Source organism: Pseudomonas triclosanedens, from assembly GCF_026686735.1.
In the GTDB taxonomy this organism is placed as follows: Bacteria; Pseudomonadota; Gammaproteobacteria; order Pseudomonadales; family Pseudomonadaceae; genus Pseudomonas; species Pseudomonas triclosanedens.
On sequence record NZ_CP113432.1, the window covers coordinates 2,345,001 to 2,366,333 of the forward strand.

The following is a 21,333-nucleotide window of genomic DNA, read 5'->3' on the forward strand; positions in this document are numbered from 1 at the left end:
AAACTCCGAATACCTGGAAGTGTCAGCGTGGGAGACACACGGCGGGTGCTAACGTCCGTCGTGAAAAGGGAAACAACCCAGACCGTCAGCTAAGGTCCCAAAGTTGTGGTTAAGTGGTAAACGATGTGGGAAGGCTTAGACAGCTAGGAGGTTGGCTTAGAAGCAGCCACCCTTTAAAGAAAGCGTAATAGCTCACTAGTCGAGTCGGCCTGCGCGGAAGATGTAACGGGGCTCAAACCACACACCGAAGCTACGGGTGCATCGCAAGATGCGCGGTAGAGGAGCGTTCTGTAAGCCTGTGAAGGTGAGTTGAGAAGCTTGCTGGAGGTATCAGAAGTGCGAATGCTGACATGAGTAACGACAATGGGAGTGAAAAACTCCCACGCCGAAAGACCAAGGGTTCCTGCGCAACGTTAATCGACGCAGGGTTAGTCGGTCCCTAAGGCGAGGCTGAAGAGCGTAGTCGATGGGAAACAGGTTAATATTCCTGTACTTCTAGTTACTGCGATGGAGGGACGGAGAAGGCTAGGCCAGCTTGGCGTTGGTTGTCCAAGTTTAAGGTGGTAGGCCGAACACTTAGGCAAATCCGGGTGTTCAAGGCCGAGAGCTGATGACGAGCTTTCTTTTAGAGAGCGAAGTGGTTGATGCCATGCTTCCAGGAAAAGCTTCTAAGCTTCAGGTAACTAGGAACCGTACCCCAAACCGACACAGGTGGTCGGGTAGAGAATACCAAGGCGCTTGAGAGAACTCGGGTGAAGGAACTAGGCAAAATGGCACCGTAACTTCGGGAGAAGGTGCGCCGATGAGGGTGAAGCATTTACTGCGTAAGCCCATGTCGGTCGAAGATACCAGGCCGCTGCGACTGTTTATTAAAAACACAGCACTCTGCAAACACGAAAGTGGACGTATAGGGTGTGACGCCTGCCCGGTGCCGGAAGGTTAATTGATGGGGTTAGCGAAAGCGAAGCTCTTGATCGAAGCCCCGGTAAACGGCGGCCGTAACTATAACGGTCCTAAGGTAGCGAAATTCCTTGTCGGGTAAGTTCCGACCTGCACGAATGGCGTAACGATGGCGGCGCTGTCTCCACCCGAGACTCAGTGAAATTGAAATCGCTGTGAAGATGCAGTGTATCCGCGGCTAGACGGAAAGACCCCGTGAACCTTTACTGTAGCTTTGCACTGGACTTTGAGCCTGCTTGTGTAGGATAGGTGGGAGGCTTTGAAGCGTGGACGCCAGTTCGCGTGGAGCCATCCTTGAAATACCACCCTGGCATGCTTGAGGTTCTAACTCTGGTCCGTTATCCGGATCGAGGACAGTGTATGGTGGGCAGTTTGACTGGGGCGGTCTCCTCCTAAAGAGTAACGGAGGAGTACGAAGGTGCGCTCAGACCGGTCGGAAATCGGTCGCAGAGTATAAAGGCAAAAGCGCGCTTGACTGCGAGACAGACACGTCGAGCAGGTACGAAAGTAGGTCTTAGTGATCCGGTGGTTCTGTATGGAAGGGCCATCGCTCAACGGATAAAAGGTACTCCGGGGATAACAGGCTGATACCGCCCAAGAGTTCATATCGACGGCGGTGTTTGGCACCTCGATGTCGGCTCATCACATCCTGGGGCTGAAGCCGGTCCCAAGGGTATGGCTGTTCGCCATTTAAAGTGGTACGCGAGCTGGGTTTAGAACGTCGTGAGACAGTTCGGTCCCTATCTGCCGTGGACGTTTGAGATTTGAGAGGGGCTGCTCCTAGTACGAGAGGACCGGAGTGGACGAACCTCTGGTGTTCCGGTTGTCACGCCAGTGGCATTGCCGGGTAGCTATGTTCGGAATAGATAACCGCTGAAAGCATCTAAGCGGGAAACTAGCCTCAAGATGAGATCTCACTGGGAACTTGATTCCCCTAAAGGGCCGTCGAAGACTACGACGTTGATAGGTCGGGTGTGTAAGCGCTGTGAGGCGTTGAGCTAACCGATACTAATTGCCCGTGAGGCTTGACCATATAACACCCAAACAATTTGGTGTTAGACGGTGAAGTCGACGAACCGAAAGTTCGTGTGAACCGCAAATACCTGTCACATACCCGAATCTGGATGAGCGTGTGCCAAGGCCACGAGCATCCTAAAGAATTGCTTGACGACCATAGAGCGTTGGAACCACCTGATCCCATCCCGAACTCAGTAGTGAAACGACGCATCGCCGATGGTAGTGTGGGGTTTCCCCATGTGAGAGTAGGTCATCGTCAAGCTCCTATCCCAAAGCCCCTGATCAGCCTCGCTGGTCGGGGGCTTTGCTTTTGGGCGAGAGTAGGCACGGCTGTATGGCCTGCTCATGACGCTCTGGTGGTGCAAACCGAAGGCGCGCCTCGTCGTGGGCAGTCAATACGGTAGTGGTCTGTCCCCGACTGAGTGGACACTGACTTAAGGTGGATAATGTCCGCCGCAAGGAGTGTTCATGACCCAGACCAGACGACGTTTTCCCGAATCCTTCAAACGCGAAGCGGTAGACCAGGTGCTTGCCGGCATGCCGCTTCGTCATGTGGCCGAGACGCTCGGCATCGCTGAAAGCCTGTTGGGCAAATGGAAGCGCCAGTACGAACAGCAAGGTGACGATGCCTTTCCGGGTAACGGCAAGCAGCGTGGCGAAAGCGCGGAGCTGCGTCGCCTGCGCCAGCAACTGGCCCAGGTCATCATGGAGCGCGACGTATTAAAAAAGGCGCTCGCCATCTTCTCGCAGCCCACGAAGTGAGGTTTCGCGCCATCGAGGCGTTGGCCGGTCGTTATCCCGTAGCGCCGATGTGCCGGCTGCTGCAGGTGTCACGCAGCGGTTTCTATGCCTGGCAGCAACGGCCTCCCTCGGCGAGAGAGATGGCGAATCGGCGTCTGAGCAAGGAGATCCGCACCATCCACCATGAGGTGAACGGGATCTATGGCCATCGCCGCATCAAGGCCGAGTTGACGGACATGGGGCATGCGTGTGGTCGGCACCGGGTCGCTCGCCTGATGCGCGAAGCCGGACTGCGAGTTCGTTCGCGCAAGCGCTGGCGGCTGGTTTCCAGCAGTCGTCATGCTCTGCCGATTGCCCCGAATCATCTGGATCGCCAGTTCGCCTCGGATCGCGCCAACCGGCATTGGGTCTCGGACATGACCTACGTGCGGACAGCCCAAGGCTGGTTGTACTTGGCCGTCGTGCTCGATCTCTATTCACGCGCCGTCGTCGGTTGGGCGATGCACCACCGCATGCAGCAGGCCCTGGTACACGCCGCACTGGAGATGGCCGTGGCACGCCGACAGCCGCAGGAAGAGGTACTGCTGCACTCGGATCGTGGCAGCCAATACTGCGCGTACGACTACCAAGCCTTGCTGTGGCGGCATCGCATCGTGCCCAATCACTCGCGGCGGGGAAACTGTTGGGATAATGCGGCGATGGTGAGTTTCTTCCGCTCGCTGAAGGCCGAGCGGGTATACCTGACGCGCTATGCCAGCTACCACGAGGCGAAAGCCGACCTGTTCGACTACATCCGCTTCTACAATCACCGTCGCCGCCACTCGACGCTGAGCTATCTCAGTCCGATTGAGTTTGAGCGGCGAAATGCGAGCAGTAGCTCTTAACTGCCTGTCCACCGGTTCCGGGACAGACCAGACCCCGCAGATCGGCCTGAGTAAACAGGCAGGGAGTAGGATTGCCTACAGGCTAAACGTCTCCCCAGGTCTGCCATGAGATCAGCCACGATTCGCAGACAACAAAAAAGGCGCCCTTAGGCGCCTTTCTGCTTTTGGTCGGTGATCAGCCGTTATGACGTTTCAGAACCAGGGTGGCGTTGGTGCCGCCAAAGCCGAAGCTGTTGCTCATGACGGTATCGATCTTTGCGTTCTCGCAGGTTTCGCGCAGGATCGGCATGTCTGCGACTTCCGGGTCGAGTTCGTCGATGTTGGCTGAGCCGGCGATGAAGTTACCTTCCATCATCAGCAGGCAGTAGATTGCCTCATGGACGCCAGCGGCCCCCAGGGAGTGACCGGACAGGCTCTTGGTGGAGCTGATTGCCGGGGCGTTGGCGCCGAATACTTCACGGACGCCACGGATTTCGGCGACATCGCCGACCGGGGTGGAAGTACCGTGGGTGTTCAGATAGTCGATCGGGGTGTTCACGGTCGACAGGGCCTGCTGCATGCAACGGATGGCACCTTCGCCGCTCGGGGCAACCATGTCGTAGCCATCGGAAGTAGCGCCGTAGCCGACGATTTCCGCGTAGATCTTGGCGCCGCGCTTGAGGGCATGCTCCAGCTCTTCGACAACGACCATGCCGCCGCCACCGGCGATGACGAAGCCGTCACGTTTGGCGTCGTAGGCACGAGAGGCCCTTTCCGGGGTGTCGTTGTACTGGGTGGAGAGGGCGCCCATTGCGTCGAACAGGCAGCTCTGGCTCCAGTGCTCTTCTTCACCACCTCCGGCGAAGACGACGTCTTGCTTGCCCATTTGGATCTGCTCCATCGCCTGGCCGATGCAATGTGCGCTAGTGGCGCAGGCCGAGGAAATGGAGTAGTTCACGCCCTTGATCTGGAAGGGGGTCGCCAGGCAGGCCGAAACGGTGCTACCCATCGTGCGGGTTACGCGGTATGGGCCGATACGCTTGACGCCTTTCTCGCGCAGGGTATCGATAGCTTCCATCTGGTTCAGGGTGGATGCACCGCCGGAGCCAGCGATCAAGCCGGTACGGGGATTGGATATTTGCTCTGGAGTAAGGCCGGAATCCTTGATTGCCTGTTCCATCGCCAGATAGGCGTAGGCGGCGGCGTCGCCCATGAAGCGGAGGACCTTGCGATCGATCAGCTCTTCCAGGTTCAGGTTGACCGAACCCGAAACGTGGCTGCGCAGACCCATCTCGGCATAGCTCGGGTTGTGCCGAATGCCGGCACGGCCTGCGCGCAGGTTGGCGGAGACGGTGTCTTTGTCATTGCCCAGGCAGGAAACGATACCCAGACCGGTAATCACGACGCGACGCATGCGGATACCCTTAGAAGCTGTCAGTGGAAGTGAACAGGCCGACGCGGAGGCCTTCGGCGCTGTAGATTTCGCGGCCATCGACGCTGACGCTGCCGTCGGCGATGGCCAGAACCAGCGAACGATTGATCGTACGCTTGATGTGGATGTTGTAGGTGACTTTCTTGGCGGTCGGCAGGACTTGGCCGAAGAACTTCACTTCACCCGAACCCAGGGCGCGGCCACGACCGGGGTTGCCCTGCCAGCCGAGGTAGAAGCCCACCAGCTGCCACATGGCATCCAGGCCCAGGCAGCCCGGCATCACCGGGTCGCCTTCGAAGTGGCAGGCGAAGAACCACAGATCCGGGTTGATATCCAGCTCGGCGACCAGTTCGCCCTTGCCATACTTGCCGCCGACGTCACTGATGTGAGTGATGCGGTCGATCATCAGCATGTTGGGGGCGGGCAGTTGCGCATTACCCGGGCCGAAGAGCTCGCCGCGGCTGCAGCGCAGCAGGTCTTCTCGGGTGAAGGCGTTTTGTTTGGTCATGCGAGCTCCTCAAAAATCCTGGATGTCAGGCGTTCATGCTTCCGCCTGCGGCTCCGTGCGCCGGGGTTATTGTTACGGCGTCATGCGGCAGCCTAGTCATAGACTATTGCCTTTGAGTGAAAGTCACAGCAGCCGGCGAACGCTTGTTCACTTTTCGCCGACGCCAGGTTTTCCCCGGGGGAGGCGTGCCCCGGGCCCGCCCGCAGTGTGGGGGCAAATACCCGTCAGGATCAACGGCCTGGAGCAACCCAACGCTGCAGAATCCGCTGCAATTCCGCCCGCTTGAACGGCTTGGCAAGATAATCGTTCATCCCAGCCTCCAGGCAGGTTTCCCGATCACCTTGCAGGGCGTTTGCCGTCAGGGCGATGATCGGCACTTCCCCGCCACCCGGCCGTGCGCGGATCTGCCGGGTTGCCTCGTAGCCATTGAGCACCGGCAGCCGGCAGTCCATGAGGATCGCCGCGAACTCTCCGCGCTCCGACGTGCGGACTGCCTGCGCTCCGTCACCTACCAGCGTGACGCGATAACCCAGGCTGCGCAACATAGCTTCTATGACCGTTTGATTCACCGGGTTGTCCTCTACCAACAGGACGGACTGACCAGCGGCAAGCGTATCCATACCCGAATAGCCTTCACCTGCGTCACTTTGGCGCTCTCGGAAGGGCAGGGGGATTTCCAGCGTGAAGGTCGACCCGCAACCTTCCTCGCTGCTGGCACTGAGTGTGCCGCCCATTCGTTCGGCGAGCGTGCGGGCGATGGTGAGCCCCAGTCCGGTTCCGCCGTAGCGCCGGGATGTCGACGAGTCGGCTTGCTGGAAGGCATCGAACATGTGCTCCAGTCGTTCCCTGGAGATGCCGATACCGCTGTCCTGCACCGAACAGGTGAGCCAAAGCACCTCGTCGTCCAGCGCCTGCCAGTTGGCTTCCAGTCGCACACCGCCTTCCTCGGTGAACTTCAATGCGTTGCCCAGGAGGTTGACCAGAATCTGCCGGATACGCGTCGGGTCGCCTTGCATTTCGAGCGATTCCAGGCCGTCCTGTACCGCCAGCTCCATCTGCAGCCCTCTCTGGTGAGCGCTGTGCTGGAACACCTGGACCGAACTCTGGATCAGCTCCAGCAGGTTGAACGGAATGCGCTCCAGCTCCAGGGCTCCACGCTCGATGCGCGAGAAGTCCAGTATGTCGTTGATCACCTTTAGCAGGTGTTCGGTGGATTCGGTGGCCAGCGCGCTGTACTCGGCCTGCTCCTGGTTCAGCTCGGTGGTTTCCAGCAGTTGCAGCATGCCCAGCACGCCGTTCATCGGTGTGCGTAGCTCATGACTCATCATCGCCAGAAAGTCGGACTTGGCGCGGTTCGCCTCTTCGGCTTCCTCGCGCGCTGCCACCAGTTGGGCGATGCTGCGGTCCTGCTCCAGGCTGGCCTGCTGCAGGCCACGGGCAAGATTGTTGATGTGGCGGGCCAGATCGCCGATTTCGCCGTCATCGGGCACCGGCAGGGTGGAGTGATAGTCGCCGGTCTGGATTGCCTGTACGGCGCGACCCATCGTGCGGATCGGCGCTGCCAGGCGACGTGCGAGGCGACGTGCCAACAGGTAGGTGAGAATCAGCGCGAATAGAGCGAGCAGGCTCGCCTTGAGCAGGATTTCCTGCTGGCGTTCGCTGAAGGCATCGTTGGCCATTCCAACCACCACACGACCCAGGTAATCGCCGCTGGGTGGCACCACGGCAGCATCGAGGGCGACGCCCAGATTGCTGTCGTTGAGCCTGATATTTTCGCGCTGGATCGCCGCATGGAAGATTTCCACCTTGGTTGAGGTCTGTGCCGGGTCTGCCGGGTGCTCGACGTAGACGAGAATATTGTCGGCACGGTCGCGCACCTCGATGAAACGCACGTGAGCAGTGCTCAAGGTGGCGCGCAGCAGGCTCTGCAATACCGGCAGGTTGCCGGAAATGACACCGTATTCGGCCGCCGGGGCGAGCTGGTTGGCGATCAGTTGGCCAGTATGGTTGGACTCCTGCCGCAGGTCCTGCAGGCGCGAGTAGGTGAAGTAGCCAGTCAGCAGCAGAGTCAGCAGCAGCGCCGGGCCTAGACTGATGGCCAGCATGCGCGTCTGGATGTTCCAGCTCTTGCGGGCACTCATGGTGATTCTCCTTCGCCAAGATGACGCGTGAGCGAGGCGTCGTCCTGCAGGTCGATGCCCAGCGAACGCGCCACCTGGCGGTTGCTCAGCACCTTGAAACGTTCAGGGTAGAGGCTCGATGGCCATTGCGATGGTGGCTGATCGAGCAGCGGGTCGAGGGTGTCCAGCCAGTCGTTCTGGTCGCTGTAGGTGCTGGCCAGGCTGCCGGCCCTGACGAACGCCGCCGTGGGGCCTATCAGCGCGCGGTTCTCAGCGTAGGCGCTCAGCAGAATGCCTTTGATGGTTCGCGGGTTGTAAAGCTGTTTGTCGTCCAGCCCGAGCAGCAGGTCACTGTTGTCCAGCAGCTCGCGCAAAGGGCGCGTGTCGTCGCTCGCCGTCTGGACCTGCGTGATCAGCTCGATGCCGAGCTCGGCAGCCTGATGCGCCAGATCACCGGCGAGAAACTCGCTGGCCGGGCTGAGCAGCACTCCAATGCGCTGTGGGCGCGGGCTCAGTTGCATCGCCAATTGCAACTGACGGCCCGGCGGAGGGTCGCTCCAGAGCAGGCTGATGCCCGTCAACTGCCGGTCGGCGATCAATTGGTGCGCATCCACGCGGCTGACCAGCAGCACCAGCGCGGGTGGCGCCTGTTCGCTGGCGAGGCGCCAGTTCAGTGCGTTGCTGCCGAGCAGCAACAGTCGGGTTTCCTTGTCCAGCGTAGCGGCGGGGGGCAGGTCGTCAGGAGACTCCAGACGCACCTGGTCCTCAGGCCGTCGATCGGCCAGTGCCTGATAGAAGGATTGCACCGAGGGCCCCTGATCGCTGCTTACCAGCAGGATTTCCCGTGCATGCGCCGGCAGCGTCAGCACCAGAGCCAGACAGAGCAGCAGGGGCCTGAGGATGCGTCCGGGGCTCGTCCATGAGCGTCGGGCGAGCATGCTAGAAATCCACCTCGGCACTGAAGTACAGCAGGTGGCGGCTATCGTAGCGGTTCTCCGGCCAGGTCAGCGGCTCGTCGTCGAGGCGTTGCTGCAGCACGCCCGCCAGTTCCAGCGATGCGCGCCCCAGGGGAATGCGCTTGGCCATACGCAGGTCCACGCGCTCGAAGCGGTACTCGTTCAGCGCGTCGTCTCCGTAATAGAAGACGGAGCTGGACCAGCCATGCCCCCAGTCGCGCATCCAGCCCGCCGAGCCGCTGTTACGGGCAGTAAGGCGGCGGTCATAGCGGCTGGTGGCATCGTAGTCCACGTAGGCATAGGTCAGGCGCAGACGGTCGCGCAGGCTGGCTCGCCAGTCCAGTTGCGTCTCCGCACCGCTGAAGCGGATCGAATTGTCATTGGTCGGCTCGAAGTCCGAGACCTTCAGCGGATCGCTGATCAGCCCGTGGATTTCGTCGTAGTACGCCTTGATATCCACTGACAGCTCATCGAACTGCCCGTTGTAGCCAACCTCGCGGGAGCGCATACGCTCCTGGTCGAGGTCCCCCGGGCCGTGGGCGCGGGCGAAATAGTAGGCGCTGTTCTGCCCATAGGCCGCAGGTGTGATATTGCGTACCCGATAGCTCCAGTCCACCTCGTTCTCATACATGTCGGGAGAACGGACCGCCTCGGAATACACCGCGCGCAAGCTGTGCCGCGGCGTGATCAGATAGTTCAGCGCGATTCGCGGGCTGGCCGAACTGCCGGAAAGCTGGTCGTCTTCCAGCATGGCGCCGCCCTGCAGCAGCCAATGGGGCGTCAGGTGCCACTCCAGTTGGCTGAACAGCCGCCAGATCTCATTGTTCACCGTGCCGTCGAAATAGGTTTCCGAGGTCGCCTGATCATGGCGATAGCTCATGCCCGTCAGCAGCCGCACGCCGTCCGCAAGGCTCAGTATGTCCTGCATCTCCAGGTCGTAGCGGGTTTCGCGGATGTTCTGGTTGACCTGGCCGCAGGAGGATCGGGCCGCACCGGTGCGCAACTGGCGCAACACCTGGCTGGCCAGGGCACGCTCCTTCGCCGTGCCGGGAGGAATGCGCGGCAGCGACTCCGACAGCCTCTCGACATACTTCGGATCGAGCGCCCACAACTCCGCCAGTTGAGGGCTGAACGCCACCTGCGCCTCGCACGCGCGGAAGTCCTGCAGGCGTTCCCAGTGCTCGGCATAGCCCTGCATGTAAAAGCTGTGTTCTGGATTGACATCGAAAGTCCAGCGCAGCGAGCCGGCGTAGTCGCGGGCGGTCAGGTCCGAGTTGTCGCTGCCGTTGGGCACATTGCCGAAGATCGGCCGATAGCTGTAGGGGCGCTGGTTGGTACCTTCTTTCGCGGCGAGTTGCCAATCGACGCTATGGCGCAGGTCGAGGCTGTGGTTGGCCACCAGGTTGAAGCGGCTCAGGCGACGGCTGTCACGATAAGCTCGGTCGAACTGGTCGTGATCGAAGCCATCGTCCTGCTGGCCCGACAGCGACAGCCGATAGTCGCTGGATTCGCCACGCAACCCCTGGCTTGCATACCAGTCACTGATACCGTCCTGGCCGGCGGTGTACTTAAGGCGCGTACCCTGGCTGTCGGCCGGGTGGCGGGTGAGGATATTGATGACCCCCATCAGCGCGTTCGCGCCGTAGCTCACCGCGTTCGGGCCGCGGAACACCTCGATGCGATCGATATCCTCGATCGCCACAGGGATATCGGTCCAGTCCACCGTGGCCAGTCCGGGACGGTACACCGAGCGACCATCCACCAGCACCTGCAAGCGACGCGCCTCGGTAACGTTGGTACCGTGGTAGTTCACCGTTGCCTGGTTGCCCGACAGGTAGCCGACCATCATGCCCGGCACCAGGCGCATCAGCTCCGGGATATCGCGGGCACCCGAGGCGCGGATCAGATCGCGGTCGAGCACCGTCATGCTGCCCGGCACTTCGGCCGGCGACTGTTTCAGCCGGCTGGCGGTCAGCACCTCCGGAACATCAACGCGGTCGACGAACAGATCGCCGGCTACGGCCTTGCCTGCCAGCAATGCGGCAAACAGGGACAGAGGCAGGGGAGCGCGGGTGGCGATATGCACGGAACGGCCTTGTTCTCGGTTTCTTATGGGGCGAACGAATTCGATAAACGGATGTTAAACGAGGTGACGCTGTTTGCCAGTCCGGGCGATCCGGACTGTTCGGTCGGCGACGGGGCCTTATAATGCCTCAATCGCCGCTCCGGGCGGCCCGTGATGGAATAGACATGACTGAGCAGCAACCGATCGCCGTCCTTGGCGGTGGCAGTTTCGGCACCGCCTTCGCCAACCTGCTGGCGGAAAACGGCCAGCGCGTTCGCCAGTGGATGCGCGACGAAGAGCAGGCCGAGGCGATCCGCACCCTGCGCGAGAATCCTCGCTACCTCAAAGGCGTGCGCATACATGCCGGCGTCGAGCCGACCACCGATCTCTCCGCGACCCTGGCCGACTGCGAGATGATCTTCGTCGCCGTGCCTTCCAGCGCACTGCGCAAGGTACTCGACGGGCGCAGCGAGGCCCTGGCCGGCAAAATGCTGGTCAGCCTGACCAAGGGCATCGAGGCTCAGTCCTTCAAGCTGATGAGCCAGATCCTCGAAGAAATCGCTCCCAAGGCCCGCATCGCCGTCATTTCCGGCCCGAACCTGGCTCGCGAGATCGCCGAGCACGAACTCACCGCCACTGTGGTTGCCAGCGAGGACGAAGCCCTTTGCGAAAGCGTTCAGCAGGCCCTGCATGGCCGCACCTTCCGCGTCTACGCCAGTAGCGACCGCTTCGGCGTCGAACTGGGCGGTGCGCTGAAGAACGTCTACGCCATCATCGCCGGCATGGCCGCTGCGCTGGGCATGGGCGAGAACACCAAAGGCATGCTGATCACCCGCGCCCTGGCGGAAATGACCCGCTTCGCCGTCAAGCTAGGCGCCAATCCCATGACCTTCCTCGGCCTGGCTGGCGTGGGCGACCTGATCGTTACCTGTTCGTCACCCAAGAGCCGTAACTATCAGGTCGGCTACGCGCTCGGCGAAGGGCTGAGCCTGGAAGACGCCGTGGCGCGCATGGGCGAGACCGCCGAGGGGGTGAACACCCTGAAAGTGCTCAAGGCCAAGGCCGACGAACTGCAGGTCTACATGCCACTGGTGGCCGGCCTGAACGCCATCCTGTTCGGTGGCCGCACCCTGGCGCAGGTCATCGAAGCACTGATGAGCGGCGAGCCGAAGACCGATATCGACTTCATTCCCACCACCGGATTCTGAGAGAGGGAACGCCATGTCCGCTGATCGTCTGGAAAAGGAATCCCTCGTCCTGCGCGTCGTCTGGATGCTGGTCTTCACCCTGGTCTGGTTCGTCGCCGAAATGATCCTCGGCGCTGTCGTGGTGATCCAACTGATCTACCGGATCATCTACGGCGCGCCCAGCGGCAGTCTGATCGCATTCGGCGACAGCCTGAGCCAGTACTTCGCGCAGATCGGCCGCTTCGGCACCTTCCAGACCGACGAGAAGCCCTGGCCGTTCGCCGACTGGCCGGCCCCGCGCAGCCCCGAAGGCGAACAACCGCACAGCGTGCCGCCGGCAGAGCACCCGGCACGTGACCAGGAGCCCAGGCTGTGAAAGTCTGGTTGCTGCGCCACGGTGAGGCCGAACCGCAAGCCCGGCGCGACGCCGAGCGCCGCCTGACCGCCCACGGCCGCAAGGAAGTCCTCAAGAGCGCCGCGCAACTGGCCGGCCAGCCGCTCGATGGCATCCTCGCCAGCCCCTACGTCCGCGCCCAGGAAACCGCCGAACTGGTCCGCGAAGCCCTGGGCTTCGACGGCTCCGTCGGCACCGCACCCTGGCTGACGCCGGACGACGACCCGCGTGACGTCCTGCGCTTCCTCGACGGCCGTGGCGAGAAAAACCTCCTGCTGGTCAGCCACCAACCTCTGGTCGGCTCCCTGGCCGGCCTGCTGATACACGGCAGCCGCAGCGACGCCGTACCATTCAGCACCGCAACGCTCGCCGAACTGGAAGGCGAATACCCGGTGGCGGGGCTGATGCAACTGGTATCGCTGCACCATCCTCGGCATGGTTGAGCCAGGCTCTTGCCTGCTCTTGGACAAGGCCCCAACCGGGGCCTTGTTCATTTCTGTGCTTCGTCGTCGTCCGTGAGGTTGGGTGGTGGTTTGCGGAAGCGGGCGTCGATGTGGTGTTCCAGCCAACTGCCGAGGCTGAGGATCAGCAGGGTGAGCATTACGCCGATGAGAGCGGTGATTGCGTGGCCGCTACCGCAGGCGATGCCGATCATCGACGATACCCAGATGGTGGCGGCGGTGGTCAGGCCCTCCACGCGGTAGCGGCGTTCGTGGTGGACGATGACGCCGGCGCCGATGAAGCCGATGCCGGTCAGCACGCCCTGGACGACCCGGCTGGCGGCGTCGGCGCTGGTTGGGTGCAGTTGCAGGATGACGCTGACCGCCAGCGCCGCGGCCAGGGCGGTGAGGGCGTGGGTGCGCAGGCCGGCGGGGCGGTTGTGCAGTTCGCGGTTGAGCCCGATGAGGCCGCCGCAGGCGGTGGCGATCAGCAGGTTCAGCAGCAGGTCGAACTGGTCCGGGGGAATCTGGAAGGCTTCCGGCATGGCGGATGTCCGTCGCGGTTTTCCGAAAGCTTAGTGCGCCTTCACACGCCAGGCGCTGCGGTAGAGCAAATCGTCGCCGAATGTTTCGCGCCGGGGCCGCATGCCAGAGCGGTTGTGTCCGGTTCGCGGCTCGGTTCCTACAAAAGTTCACACGATCAGTCTTGTCGTTAGCCCCCATGCGTGGAATATTCGACCAAGCAAGTGCTTGGTTGATCTATCGCTACACCTCTGAAGCTACTTTTCTAAGAAGAACAAGAAAGGAGGGGCATGTGGTCACTGCAGTCCGATTACCGCTCGATCTGTTTTATCAGCGCGAGACAAGCCATCCCAATAAACCTTACCTGGTGCAACCGCTCGGTGCGGGCGAGGTGGAAACGCTCTCCTGGGGCGAAGTGGGCAACCAGGCGCGACGTGCCGCGGCCTGGCTGCGCAGCCTGGAGCTGGCCCCCGGCAGCCGGGTGGCGATCATTTCGAAGAACTGTGCGCACTGGGTCGTCGCCGACATCGCCATCTGGATGGCCGGCCACGTGTCGGTGCCGCTCTACCCGAACCTTGGCGCCGACTCCGTGCGCCAGGTGCTGACGCATTCCGAGTCCGCCGTTGCGTTCATCGGCAAGCTGGACGACTGGCCGGCGATGGCCGATGGCATTCCCGAGGGCGTGCCGACGGTTGCGCTGCCACTGCACCCGGAAGGCCGCTTCGATCACCAGTGGGCCGATCTCCTGGCGCAGTCGCCGATCCGCGACGATCCGCGTCCCGACGCCTCGACCCTGGCGACCCTCATCTATACCTCCGGCACCACCGGCACGCCCAAGGGCGTGATGCACACCTTCGGCAACTTCGCCTTCGCCGCCAGCCATGCCATCGACCTGTTCGGCGTGGGAGAAAACGACCGCCTGCTGTCCTACCTGCCTCTGTGTCACGTGGCCGAGCGGATGTTCGTGGAGATGGCGTCGATCTACGCCGGGCAGACGATCTTCTTCGCCGAGAGCCTGGATACTTTCGTCGCCGACATGCGCCGCGCGCGGCCCACGGTGTTCTTCGGCGTGCCGCGGATCTGGACCAAGTTTCAGATGGGCGTGTACGCGCAGATGTCGGCGAAGAAGCTCGACCGCCTGCTGCGCCTGCCCATCATCGGCCGCATGGTGGGGCGCAAGGTGCTCGCCGGCCTTGGCCTGGATGCCGTGCGCTATGCGCTATGCGGTGCCGCGCCGGTGCCCGAGGCCCTGCTCGACTGGTACCAGCGCCTGGGGCTGAACGTGCTGGAGGTCTACGGCATGACCGAGAACTGCGGCTATTCCCACGTCTGCCGCCCCGGCGAGCAGAAGGCCGGCTGGATCGGCCGCAACAGCCCCGGCGTGGAAGTGCGCATCAGCGAAGACGGCGAAGTCCAGGTTCGCAGCGGCGCGACCATGACCGGCTACTTCAAGGACCCGGAGCGCACCGCCGAAACCATCACCGAGGACGGTTTCCTGCGAACCGGCGACAAGGGTGAGCAGGACGCCAGCGGCAACCTGCGTCTCACCGGGCGGATCAAGGAAATCTTCAAGACCGCCAAGGGCAAGTACGTGGCTCCGGCGCCTATCGAAAACCGCCTGGCCGTACATTCGCGCATCGAGCAGATCTGCGTGGTGGGCGATGGGCTGATTGCACCGCTGGGGCTTTGCGTGCTTTCCGATATCGGCCGGCAGGAAGCGCTGAACGGCTCGCGCAGCCAGCTCGAGCAGAGCCTGCGCACACTGCTTGAAGAGGTCAACGAGGCCCTCGACAAACACGAACGCCTGGCCGGGCTGGTGCTGGTCAAGGATGTCTGGACGGTGGACAACGGTTTCCTCACGCCGACCCTGAAAATCAAGCGCAACGTGGTGGAAGGCACCTACGGCAAGCGCTTCAATGAATGGGCGGAGCGCCGCGAGGCGGTGCTGTGGCATGACTGAACAAGGGGGAAAACGATGACCTGGCGCAGCACGCCCGATCTGGAAAAACTCAACGCGAACCTGAAGAACACCATCGGCGAAGTGCTCGACATTCGTTTCGAGGCGTTCGATGAGGATTCGCTGACAGCGAGCATGGTGGTCGATTCGCGTACCCATCAGCCCTATGGCCTGCTGCATGGCGGTGCCTCGGTGGTATTGGCGGAGACCGTCGGGTCTACCGCCAGCTACCTCTGCCTGGACTCCAGCAAGTATTACTGCGTCGGCCTGGAGGTGAACGCCAACCACCTGCGCGGCTTGCGCAGCGGGCGGGTGACGGCGGTGGCGAAGGCGGTGCACATCGGCCGCTCCACCCATGTCTGGGAAATCCGCCTGCACGGGGATGACGGCAAGCCCAGTTGCATCTCGCGGCTGACGATGGCGGTAGTGCCGCTGGAGCGTTGAGCCAGTCGCGGTATTGTCCTGGCGGGTGCCCCGGGATGGCGTGGAGCGACGCGCGCGATACCCATCCTGCAAAGGCGCTCCCTGCGCTCCCGAGCGCCGCTCGGCAACCGCGCAATTTTGTCCAAGACCCACCGTTCCTGCGCCGGTAAAGTAGGCGCATGGAACGCATCGAACACCACAGCAGCGGCTTGCCCGGCGTCCGTTTCATCGACGCCGAGTACCGCCGTTTCGCCTTTCCCCGGCACTTTCATCTCGACTATCACGTCGGGCTGATGCTCGACGGCCACCAGCGCTATACCCATCGCGGTGAGCGTTCGCTGGCCGGGAATGGCGACATCCTGCTGATGAGCCCGGAAAGCATTCACGACGGTTCCAGCGAGGGCGATGGCGGCTACCGCATTCGCGTGCTGTCGATCGATCCGCACTGGCTGGACGACGCCTGCCGCGCCTTCAGCGATGGCAAGCAGGGCGCACCGCGCCTGGCTGCCGCGCAGTTGCGCGACCCCGGCCTGCAGGCCGAGCTGCAACAGGCCCACGCGCTGTTGCTGGGCGGTGAGCGGCTGGCGCAGGAAGGGCAGCTCTGGCAGGCGCTGGCCACCTTGCTGGAACGAGCCTCCAGCCTGCGCATCCGCGAGCCGGCGCAGGGCTTCGATGCGCATACCTGGCGGCGCATCCGTGAGTGGCTGGAGTCGCGGCTCGAATTTCCGCCCACGCTGGAGGAGCTGGCCGAGTTCTGCGACCTGAGCCCCTGGCAGGTGCTGCGCCGATTCCGCCATCAGTGCGGGCTGCCGCCGCACCAGTGGCTGACCCAACTGCGCCTGGAGCGCGCCTTGCCGCGCGTGATCGAAGGCCAGCCGCTCAGCGAAATCGCCCTGAGCCTGGGCTTCTACGACCAGGCGCACTTCAGCCGCCTGTTCCGCCGTACCTACGGGCTGCCACCCGCGCGCCTGCGTCCGCGCTGAGCTCCCGACACATCGTTTCCCTTTCCCACTGGAGAATCCCGCGATGCAGGAGGTTCACGTCTTGCTCATGCTCACTGCCGTATTCGCCGTTGCCCTGGTCAGCCCCGGCCCGGACGTCGCCCTGGTAGTGCGCACCGCCTTGCGCGAGGGGCGCCGCGCCGGCGTGCTCAGTGCCCTCGGGCTGGCTTGCGGCATCCTCGTCCACGGTACCCTGGTGCTGACCGGCGTGTCGCTGCTGCTCAGTCGTTCGCCACTGTTGTTCGGCCTGCTGCAACTGGTCGGCGCGGCCTATCTGGGCTGGCTTGGGATCGGTGCCTTGCGTGCGTTGCGCAAGCCCGGCAGCGCAGGGCGGATCGACGGTGAACTGCCGGAATCCCGGCTCGGGCCCTGGCTGCGAGGGCTGGCGACCAACCTGTTCAACCCCAAAGCCCTGGTGTTCTTCCTGGCGCTGCTCAGCAGCCTGATCCCGGTGAACATGTCCGCGCCCGGCAAGGTCGCGGTGGCGGCAATGCTGTTCTGTACCGGTTTCGCCTGGTTCAGCCTGCTCAGCATCCTCCTCACCCGGCCGTTGTGGCAGCGGCGGTTGCTGCGTGCCGTTCCCGCCATCGACGGCGCATGCGGCGTGGTGTTCCTGCTGGTGGCGGGCGGCATCCTGTTCAGCGTGGTGAGTCACGCGACCCATTGGGTGTGAGGCTTGCGGCGGATAACGCGTGCCGCGTTATGCGCCCTACGAGAACGCCATCGTAGGGCGGATAACTTGGAACAAGTTATCCGCCGTAAAAAAGGGAGAGAACAGGGCAAATCCGCCTAACCGTCATGGACTTTGGCCGTACTGCCGTCATTCGCGGGAGTACGGGTCATTGCCGCACCTCTGCCACTGTCGGAAAATTCAGGCTGTCATTCCCCTGAGTTTGCCGGCATGTCGCAATCGGTCTTCTTCGCCCACGCCAACGGCTTTCCCTCGGGCACCTACAGCAAGCTGTTCGATGCCCTGGAGCCGGATTACCGGGTCCACCGGCTGGACATGCACGGCCATGATCCACGCTTCCCGGTGAACGCCAACTGGGAAAACCTGGTGGAAGAATTGCTGCACCACCTGGAGGGCCTCGACGAGCCGGTGTGGGGCGTCGGCCATTCCCTTGGCGGGGTGCTGCACTACCATGCGGCGCTGCGCCGGCCGGAGTTCTACCGAGGTGTGGTGATGCTCGATTCGCCGCTGCTGACCTTCGCCGACCAACTGGTGATCCGCGCTGCCAAGCGCTTCGGCTTCATCGACCGCCTGACGCCCGCCGGCCGCACGCTCGGTCGCCGTGAGGATTTCAGCGACATCGCCGAGGCCCTCGAATACTTCGCCGGCAAGCCGCTGTTCAAGCGCTTCGACCGCGACTGCCTGGAAGCCTACGTGCGCCACGGCCTGTCGCCGTCGTCGACACAGGGCCTGCGGTTGAAGTTCGACCCGGCCACCGAGATCAGCATCTACCGCAACGTGCCGCACACGAGCCCAGGCCGGGCGAAGCAACTGGCGGTGCCGCTGACGATGGTGCGCGGCCGCCACAGCCGGGTAGTGCTGCCGCATCATGCGCGGCTGGTCAGCCGCGTCCCGCAGGGCGAAAGCCTGTCGTTGCCGGGCGGACACATGTTCCCGCTGGAGCGCCCGCAGGATACCGCCGCGCTGCTCAAGACCGTCTTCGCGCGCTGGCAGCAGCGCGCCAACACATAAGGAATCGCCATGACCGCCCAAGTCCAGGAAATCCGCCTGAACCTGCCGCACATCGAACTCGCGGCACACCTGGTCGGCCCGGAAGATGGCCGCCCGGTGATTGCCCTGCACGGCTGGCTGGACAACGCCATGAGCTTCGCCCGCCTGACGCCGAAGCTGCCGGGGCTGCGCATTCTCGCTCTGGACTTCGCCGGCCACGGCCACTCCGCCCATCGCGCGCCCGGAGCGAGCTACCTGCTGTGGGACTATGCGTTGGACGTGCTGATGGTGGCCGACCAGATGGGCTGGGAGCGCTTCTCCCTGCTCGGGCATTCGATGGGCGCCATCGTCTCCGTGCTGCTGGCCGGCTCGATGCCCGAACGTATCGAGCGCCTGGCGCTGATCGACGGCCTGGTGCCCTATACCGGCGAAGCCGAAACCTCGCCGCAGAAACTGGGCGAAGCGCTGCGCGCGCAACTGGCGCTGCCGAACAAGCGCAAGCCGGTGTACGAAGCCATCGACCGCGCCGTGGAGGCGCGCATGAAAGGTGTTGGCGCGGTGAGCCGCGAGGCTGCCGAGCTGTTGGCGTCTCGTGGGCTGGTGCCGGTGCCGGGCGGTTACACCTGGCGTACCGATGCGCGCCTGACCTTGCCGTCGCCGCTGCGCCTGACCCGCGCCCATGCGCGGCAGTTCGTGCAGTCGATCCAGTGCCCGACGAGCCTGGTGCTGGCGAAGGACGGGTTGCTGACGGTGGAGCCGGCGACCCGTGAGCTGCTTCGGGATCGCCCCATCGATGTCCACGAAATCCCCGGCCAGCATCACCTGCACCTGGACGACGAGGCGGGTGCCGAGGCGGTGGCCGCGGTTTTCCGCCCCTTCCTGCTGTCCTGAAAAACTCATCCGGCGCCTGTGCGTCAGGCACTCGGGGAAACACCCCGTAGTGGCGCCGAGCTTGACTAAAGCGGGACCTGCCGCGAGTCTGCACGGATCGCTTCAGGGAGATTGTGCATGCTCGACATCCAAACCGCCGCGCGCCAGTGCTTCAACGGGACGCCCCACACCGCCGCGCAGAGGCCCCGGATGCCAAGGCTCCTTCACTCCCTGCTGCTCGCCGGACTGCTGTCCGCCAGCGCCGGCAGTTTCGCCGCCGACCTGGCCGACAGTCACGACCTGGACATCTTGCCGCGCTTCCCGCGCTCGGAAATCGTCGATTTCAACCAGGCGGCGAACCAGGAGCGGATCTACCCGCAAGGCTCGATCAGCCGCATCAGCGGGCGCCTGCGCATGGAAGGGGAGGTGCGCGCCATCGGCGACCTCACCGCCGTCACCTACCGCCTGCCTGACGAAGACTCCAGCCAGAGCGCCTTTGCCGCCGCGCGCAAGGACCTGCTTCAGGCCGAGGCGACCCCGCTGTTCTGGTGCGAAAGCCGGGACTGCGGCTCCAGCAGCCTGCTGGCCAATGCAGTGTTCGGCAACTCCAAGCTCTACGGTCCGGACGACCGGCAGGCGTATCTGCTGGTGCGCCTGGCGGCGCCCCGCGAAAACAGCTTGCTGGCGGTCTACACCATCACCCGCGGCAACCGCCGTGCCTACCTGCACGCCGAGCAGCTCGACGCCGGCGCGCCCCTGGGCGAGCTACTGCCCAGCCCGGCAACCCTGATGCGCCTGCTCAAGGCCAATGGCGAGCTGACCCTGAGCCACGTGCCCGAGCAACCCGGCGGAGCCTGGCTTGACCTGCTGGTACGCACCCTGCGCCTGGATACCGGCGTGCGCGTCGAACTGGCCGGCAAGCACGCTGGCGACTGGCGCTCCGCGCTGACTGCCCAGGGCGTGCGCGACGCGCGGCTGGAGCAGGGCAAGGACAGCAGCGACGGTTTGCATCTCACCTGGCTGCGCTGATTCGCCTACTCTGAAGGTCGAAGCGCTCTACACTGGGCGCTTTCCAGCCAACCGGGAGTTTCGATGTTCGACAATGATCGCCTGTTGTTGCGCCTGCTGCTGCTTGGCCTGCTCGCGGCCAGCATCTGGGTGCTGCTCCCATTCTGGTCAGCACTGGTCTGGGCTGCCGTGCTGGCTTTCGCCAGTTGGCCGCTGATGCGCCTGCTCTCGCAGTTGCTCGGAGGCAGGGAGTCGGCCGCGGCCGGCCTGCTCACGGCCTGCTGGATCATCCTGGTGGCGTTACCGCTGGTGTGGCTGGGCTTCGGCCTGGTGGACCGGGTGCGCGAGGGTGTCGAACTGGTGAAGAATCTGCAGATGTCCGGCCTGCCGCCGCCGCCGGAGTGGATGGCGCGCGTGCCGCTGATCGGCGATCGCCTGGTCGGCTGGTGGTACCAGGCCGACCAGCAGGGCATGGCGATGTTCTCCGCACTCAAGCCATACATGGGTGAGGTCGGCAACTGGATACTGGCGCGTAGCGCCAAGCTTGGCACCGGCATCTTCGAACTGGTGTTGAGCCTGGTGCTGATCTTCTTCTTCTACCGCGATGGCCTGCGCCTGCAGGCCTTTGCCCACGGCATGCTCGAACGCCTGATCGGCGACGCCGCGCAGCAGTACATGGACATCATCGCCGGCACCGTGCAGCGGGTGGTCAACGGTGTGATCGGCACCGCCGCCGCCCAGGGCGCGCTGGCGACCATCGGCTTCCTCATCGCCGGTGTGCCGGGGCCGCTGGTGCTGGGGCTCCTGACTTTCGTTTGCAGCCTGCTGATGGTGCCGCCATTGATCTGGGGGCCGGCCACGGTCTGGCTGTTCTACCAGGAGAGCTACGGCTACGGCGCGTTCATGGCGATCTGGGGCTTCTTCGTGATCAGCGGCGTGGACAACATCCTCAAGCCTTACCTGATCAGCCGCGGCGGCAACCTGCCGCTGGTGGTTGTGCTGCTCGGCGTGCTTGGCGGGCTGCTCAGCTTCGGTTTCATCGGCCTGTTCCTGGGGCCGGTGCTGCTGGCGGTGGTCTACAACCTGATCAGCGCCTGGGTCGACAGCTCGCGCCGGCCACCGCCGCCACCTCCGGCGGCGTGAGGCGCTTCCGCGCCCGGCCCGGCGAGGGCAGGGCGCGCCTTGGCG

At 63.5% G+C, this 21,333-nt stretch carries 19 protein-coding genes and 2 rRNA genes (1 of these 21 cut by a window edge); 15 read left to right on the forward strand and 6 right to left on the reverse strand.

The features are described 5' to 3' along the window. The 4 genes from OU419_RS11070 to OU419_RS11085 all read left to right on the forward strand — a co-directional run. Positions 1-1,993, forward strand: a 23S ribosomal RNA gene (locus OU419_RS11070) (it extends 899 nt beyond the left edge of the window). Between the two features lie 130 nt (positions 1,994-2,123). Then, a 5S ribosomal RNA gene (gene rrf, locus OU419_RS11075) occupies positions 2,124-2,239 on the forward strand. A gap of 206 nt (positions 2,240-2,445) precedes the next feature. Then, entirely contained in the window at positions 2,446-2,739 is a 294-nt protein-coding gene (locus OU419_RS11080; protein WP_254473477.1) for a transposase, read from the forward strand. Then, entirely contained in the window at positions 2,736-3,602 is an 867-nt protein-coding gene (locus OU419_RS11085; protein ID WP_254473475.1) for an IS3 family transposase, read from the forward strand. The genes OU419_RS11080 and OU419_RS11085 overlap by 4 nt, the downstream gene beginning before the upstream one ends. Positions 3,603-3,777: 175 nt before the next feature. On the opposite strand, the gene fabB is transcribed toward OU419_RS11085, so the two are convergent. The 5 genes from fabB to OU419_RS11110 form a co-directional block, all read right to left on the reverse strand. Then, positions 3,778-4,995 (reverse strand): beta-ketoacyl-ACP synthase I, encoded by a 1,218-nt coding sequence (gene fabB / locus OU419_RS11090; RefSeq protein WP_254473473.1) that lies wholly within the window; start codon positions 4,993-4,995, stop codon positions 3,778-3,780. Between the two features lie 10 nt (positions 4,996-5,005). Then, the gene (gene fabA, locus OU419_RS11095) at positions 5,006-5,521 is read right to left on the reverse strand and encodes a 3-hydroxyacyl-[acyl-carrier-protein] dehydratase FabA (protein WP_043250924.1); all 516 of its coding nucleotides are present in this window, start codon (positions 5,519-5,521) and stop codon (positions 5,006-5,008) included. Positions 5,522-5,751: 230 nt separating this feature from the next. Continuing rightward, positions 5,752-7,662: an ATP-binding protein gene (locus OU419_RS11100; RefSeq protein ID WP_254473471.1), complete on the reverse strand. Its 1,911-nt coding sequence runs from the start codon at positions 7,660-7,662 to the stop codon at positions 5,752-5,754. Next, positions 7,659-8,579, reverse strand: coding sequence for an ABC transporter substrate-binding protein (locus OU419_RS11105; RefSeq protein WP_254473469.1), 921 nt, complete (start codon positions 8,577-8,579; stop codon positions 7,659-7,661). The genes OU419_RS11100 and OU419_RS11105 overlap by 4 nt, the downstream gene beginning before the upstream one ends. A gap of 1 nt (position 8,580) precedes the next feature. Next, positions 8,581-10,683, reverse strand: coding sequence for a TonB-dependent receptor plug domain-containing protein (locus OU419_RS11110; RefSeq protein ID WP_254473467.1), 2,103 nt, complete (start codon positions 10,681-10,683; stop codon positions 8,581-8,583). A gap of 164 nt (positions 10,684-10,847) precedes the next feature. On the opposite strand from OU419_RS11110, the gene OU419_RS11115 reads away from it, so the two are divergent. Genes OU419_RS11115 through sixA form a run of 3 tightly spaced genes read left to right on the forward strand, consistent with a single transcriptional unit; the run spans position 10,848 to position 12,686 of the window. Then, a complete protein-coding gene (locus OU419_RS11115) occupies positions 10,848-11,870 on the forward strand; it encodes an NAD(P)H-dependent glycerol-3-phosphate dehydrogenase (protein WP_254473465.1) in 1,023 nt (340 codons plus the stop codon). Between the two features lie 13 nt (positions 11,871-11,883). Then, on the forward strand, positions 11,884-12,225 hold the full coding sequence (locus OU419_RS11120; RefSeq protein ID WP_254473463.1) for a DUF4389 domain-containing protein: 342 nt from the start codon (positions 11,884-11,886) through the stop codon (positions 12,223-12,225). Next, the gene (gene sixA, locus OU419_RS11125) at positions 12,222-12,686 is read left to right on the forward strand and encodes a phosphohistidine phosphatase SixA (protein ID WP_254473455.1); all 465 of its coding nucleotides are present in this window, start codon (positions 12,222-12,224) and stop codon (positions 12,684-12,686) included. The genes OU419_RS11120 and sixA overlap by 4 nt, the downstream gene beginning before the upstream one ends. A 47-nt stretch (positions 12,687-12,733) precedes the next feature. On the opposite strand, the gene OU419_RS11130 is transcribed toward sixA, so the two are convergent. After that, positions 12,734-13,228, reverse strand: coding sequence for an MgtC/SapB family protein (locus tag OU419_RS11130; protein WP_254473453.1), 495 nt, complete (start codon positions 13,226-13,228; stop codon positions 12,734-12,736). 269 nt (positions 13,229-13,497) lie between these two features. Here OU419_RS11130 and OU419_RS11135 point away from each other — a divergent pair, with 269 nt between their 5' ends. The 8 genes from OU419_RS11135 (at position 13,498) to OU419_RS11170 (ending at position 21,288) form a co-directional block, all read left to right on the forward strand. Further along, positions 13,498-15,165: an AMP-binding protein gene (locus OU419_RS11135; protein WP_254473451.1), complete on the forward strand. Its 1,668-nt coding sequence runs from the start codon at positions 13,498-13,500 to the stop codon at positions 15,163-15,165. A gap of 15 nt (positions 15,166-15,180) precedes the next feature. Beyond that, complete coding sequence (locus OU419_RS11140; RefSeq protein WP_254473449.1) at positions 15,181-15,606, forward strand: hotdog fold thioesterase; 426 nt, start codon at positions 15,181-15,183, stop codon at positions 15,604-15,606. 158 nt (positions 15,607-15,764) lie between these two features. Continuing rightward, positions 15,765-16,568, forward strand: a complete 804-nt coding sequence (locus OU419_RS11145) for an AraC family transcriptional regulator (protein ID WP_254473440.1) — start codon at positions 15,765-15,767, stop codon at positions 16,566-16,568. 43 nt (positions 16,569-16,611) lie between these two features. Next, on the forward strand, positions 16,612-17,259 hold the full coding sequence (locus OU419_RS11150) for a LysE family translocator (RefSeq protein WP_254473437.1): 648 nt from the start codon (positions 16,612-16,614) through the stop codon (positions 17,257-17,259). A gap of 228 nt (positions 17,260-17,487) precedes the next feature. After that, positions 17,488-18,288 carry an alpha/beta fold hydrolase gene (locus OU419_RS11155; protein ID WP_254473436.1) on the forward strand — a complete coding sequence of 267 codons (801 nt, stop codon included), beginning with the start codon at positions 17,488-17,490 and terminating at the stop codon, positions 18,286-18,288. 9 nt (positions 18,289-18,297) lie between these two features. Then, positions 18,298-19,158 carry an alpha/beta fold hydrolase gene (locus OU419_RS11160; protein WP_254473434.1) on the forward strand — a complete coding sequence of 287 codons (861 nt, stop codon included), beginning with the start codon at positions 18,298-18,300 and terminating at the stop codon, positions 19,156-19,158. Between the two features lie 189 nt (positions 19,159-19,347). Further along, positions 19,348-20,166: a DUF4892 domain-containing protein gene (locus OU419_RS11165; protein WP_408004953.1), complete on the forward strand. Its 819-nt coding sequence runs from the start codon at positions 19,348-19,350 to the stop codon at positions 20,164-20,166. Between the two features lie 63 nt (positions 20,167-20,229). After that, entirely contained in the window at positions 20,230-21,288 is a 1,059-nt protein-coding gene (locus OU419_RS11170; protein WP_254473427.1) for an AI-2E family transporter, read from the forward strand. Positions 21,289-21,333 lie beyond the last annotated feature (45 nt).

Coding starts and splice junctions, on each gene's coding strand:
- OU419_RS11100 (WP_254473471.1), bottom strand. CDS start 7,662: ATGAGTGCCCGCAAGAGCTGGAACATCCAGACGCGCATGCTGGCCATC.
- OU419_RS11105 (WP_254473469.1), bottom strand. CDS start 8,579: ATGCTCGCCCGACGCTCATGGACGAGCCCCGGACGCATCCTCAGGCCC.
- OU419_RS11165 (WP_408004953.1), top strand. CDS start 19,348: ATGCCAAGGCTCCTTCACTCCCTGCTGCTCGCCGGACTGCTGTCCGCC.
- OU419_RS11155 (WP_254473436.1), top strand. CDS start 17,488: ATGTCGCAATCGGTCTTCTTCGCCCACGCCAACGGCTTTCCCTCGGGC.
- OU419_RS11115 (WP_254473465.1), top strand. CDS start 10,848: ATGACTGAGCAGCAACCGATCGCCGTCCTTGGCGGTGGCAGTTTCGGC.
- OU419_RS11120 (WP_254473463.1), top strand. CDS start 11,884: ATGTCCGCTGATCGTCTGGAAAAGGAATCCCTCGTCCTGCGCGTCGTC.
- OU419_RS11130 (WP_254473453.1), bottom strand. CDS start 13,228: ATGCCGGAAGCCTTCCAGATTCCCCCGGACCAGTTCGACCTGCTGCTG.
- fabB (WP_254473473.1), bottom strand. CDS start 4,995: ATGCGTCGCGTCGTGATTACCGGTCTGGGTATCGTTTCCTGCCTGGGC.
- OU419_RS11170 (WP_254473427.1), top strand. CDS start 20,230: ATGTTCGACAATGATCGCCTGTTGTTGCGCCTGCTGCTGCTTGGCCTG.
- OU419_RS11145 (WP_254473440.1), top strand. CDS start 15,765: ATGGAACGCATCGAACACCACAGCAGCGGCTTGCCCGGCGTCCGTTTC.
- OU419_RS11150 (WP_254473437.1), top strand. CDS start 16,612: ATGCAGGAGGTTCACGTCTTGCTCATGCTCACTGCCGTATTCGCCGTT.
- fabA (WP_043250924.1), bottom strand. CDS start 5,521: ATGACCAAACAAAACGCCTTCACCCGAGAAGACCTGCTGCGCTGCAGC.
- OU419_RS11080 (WP_254473477.1), top strand. CDS start 2,446: ATGACCCAGACCAGACGACGTTTTCCCGAATCCTTCAAACGCGAAGCG.
- OU419_RS11160 (WP_254473434.1), top strand. CDS start 18,298: ATGACCGCCCAAGTCCAGGAAATCCGCCTGAACCTGCCGCACATCGAA.
- OU419_RS11140 (WP_254473449.1), top strand. CDS start 15,181: ATGACCTGGCGCAGCACGCCCGATCTGGAAAAACTCAACGCGAACCTG.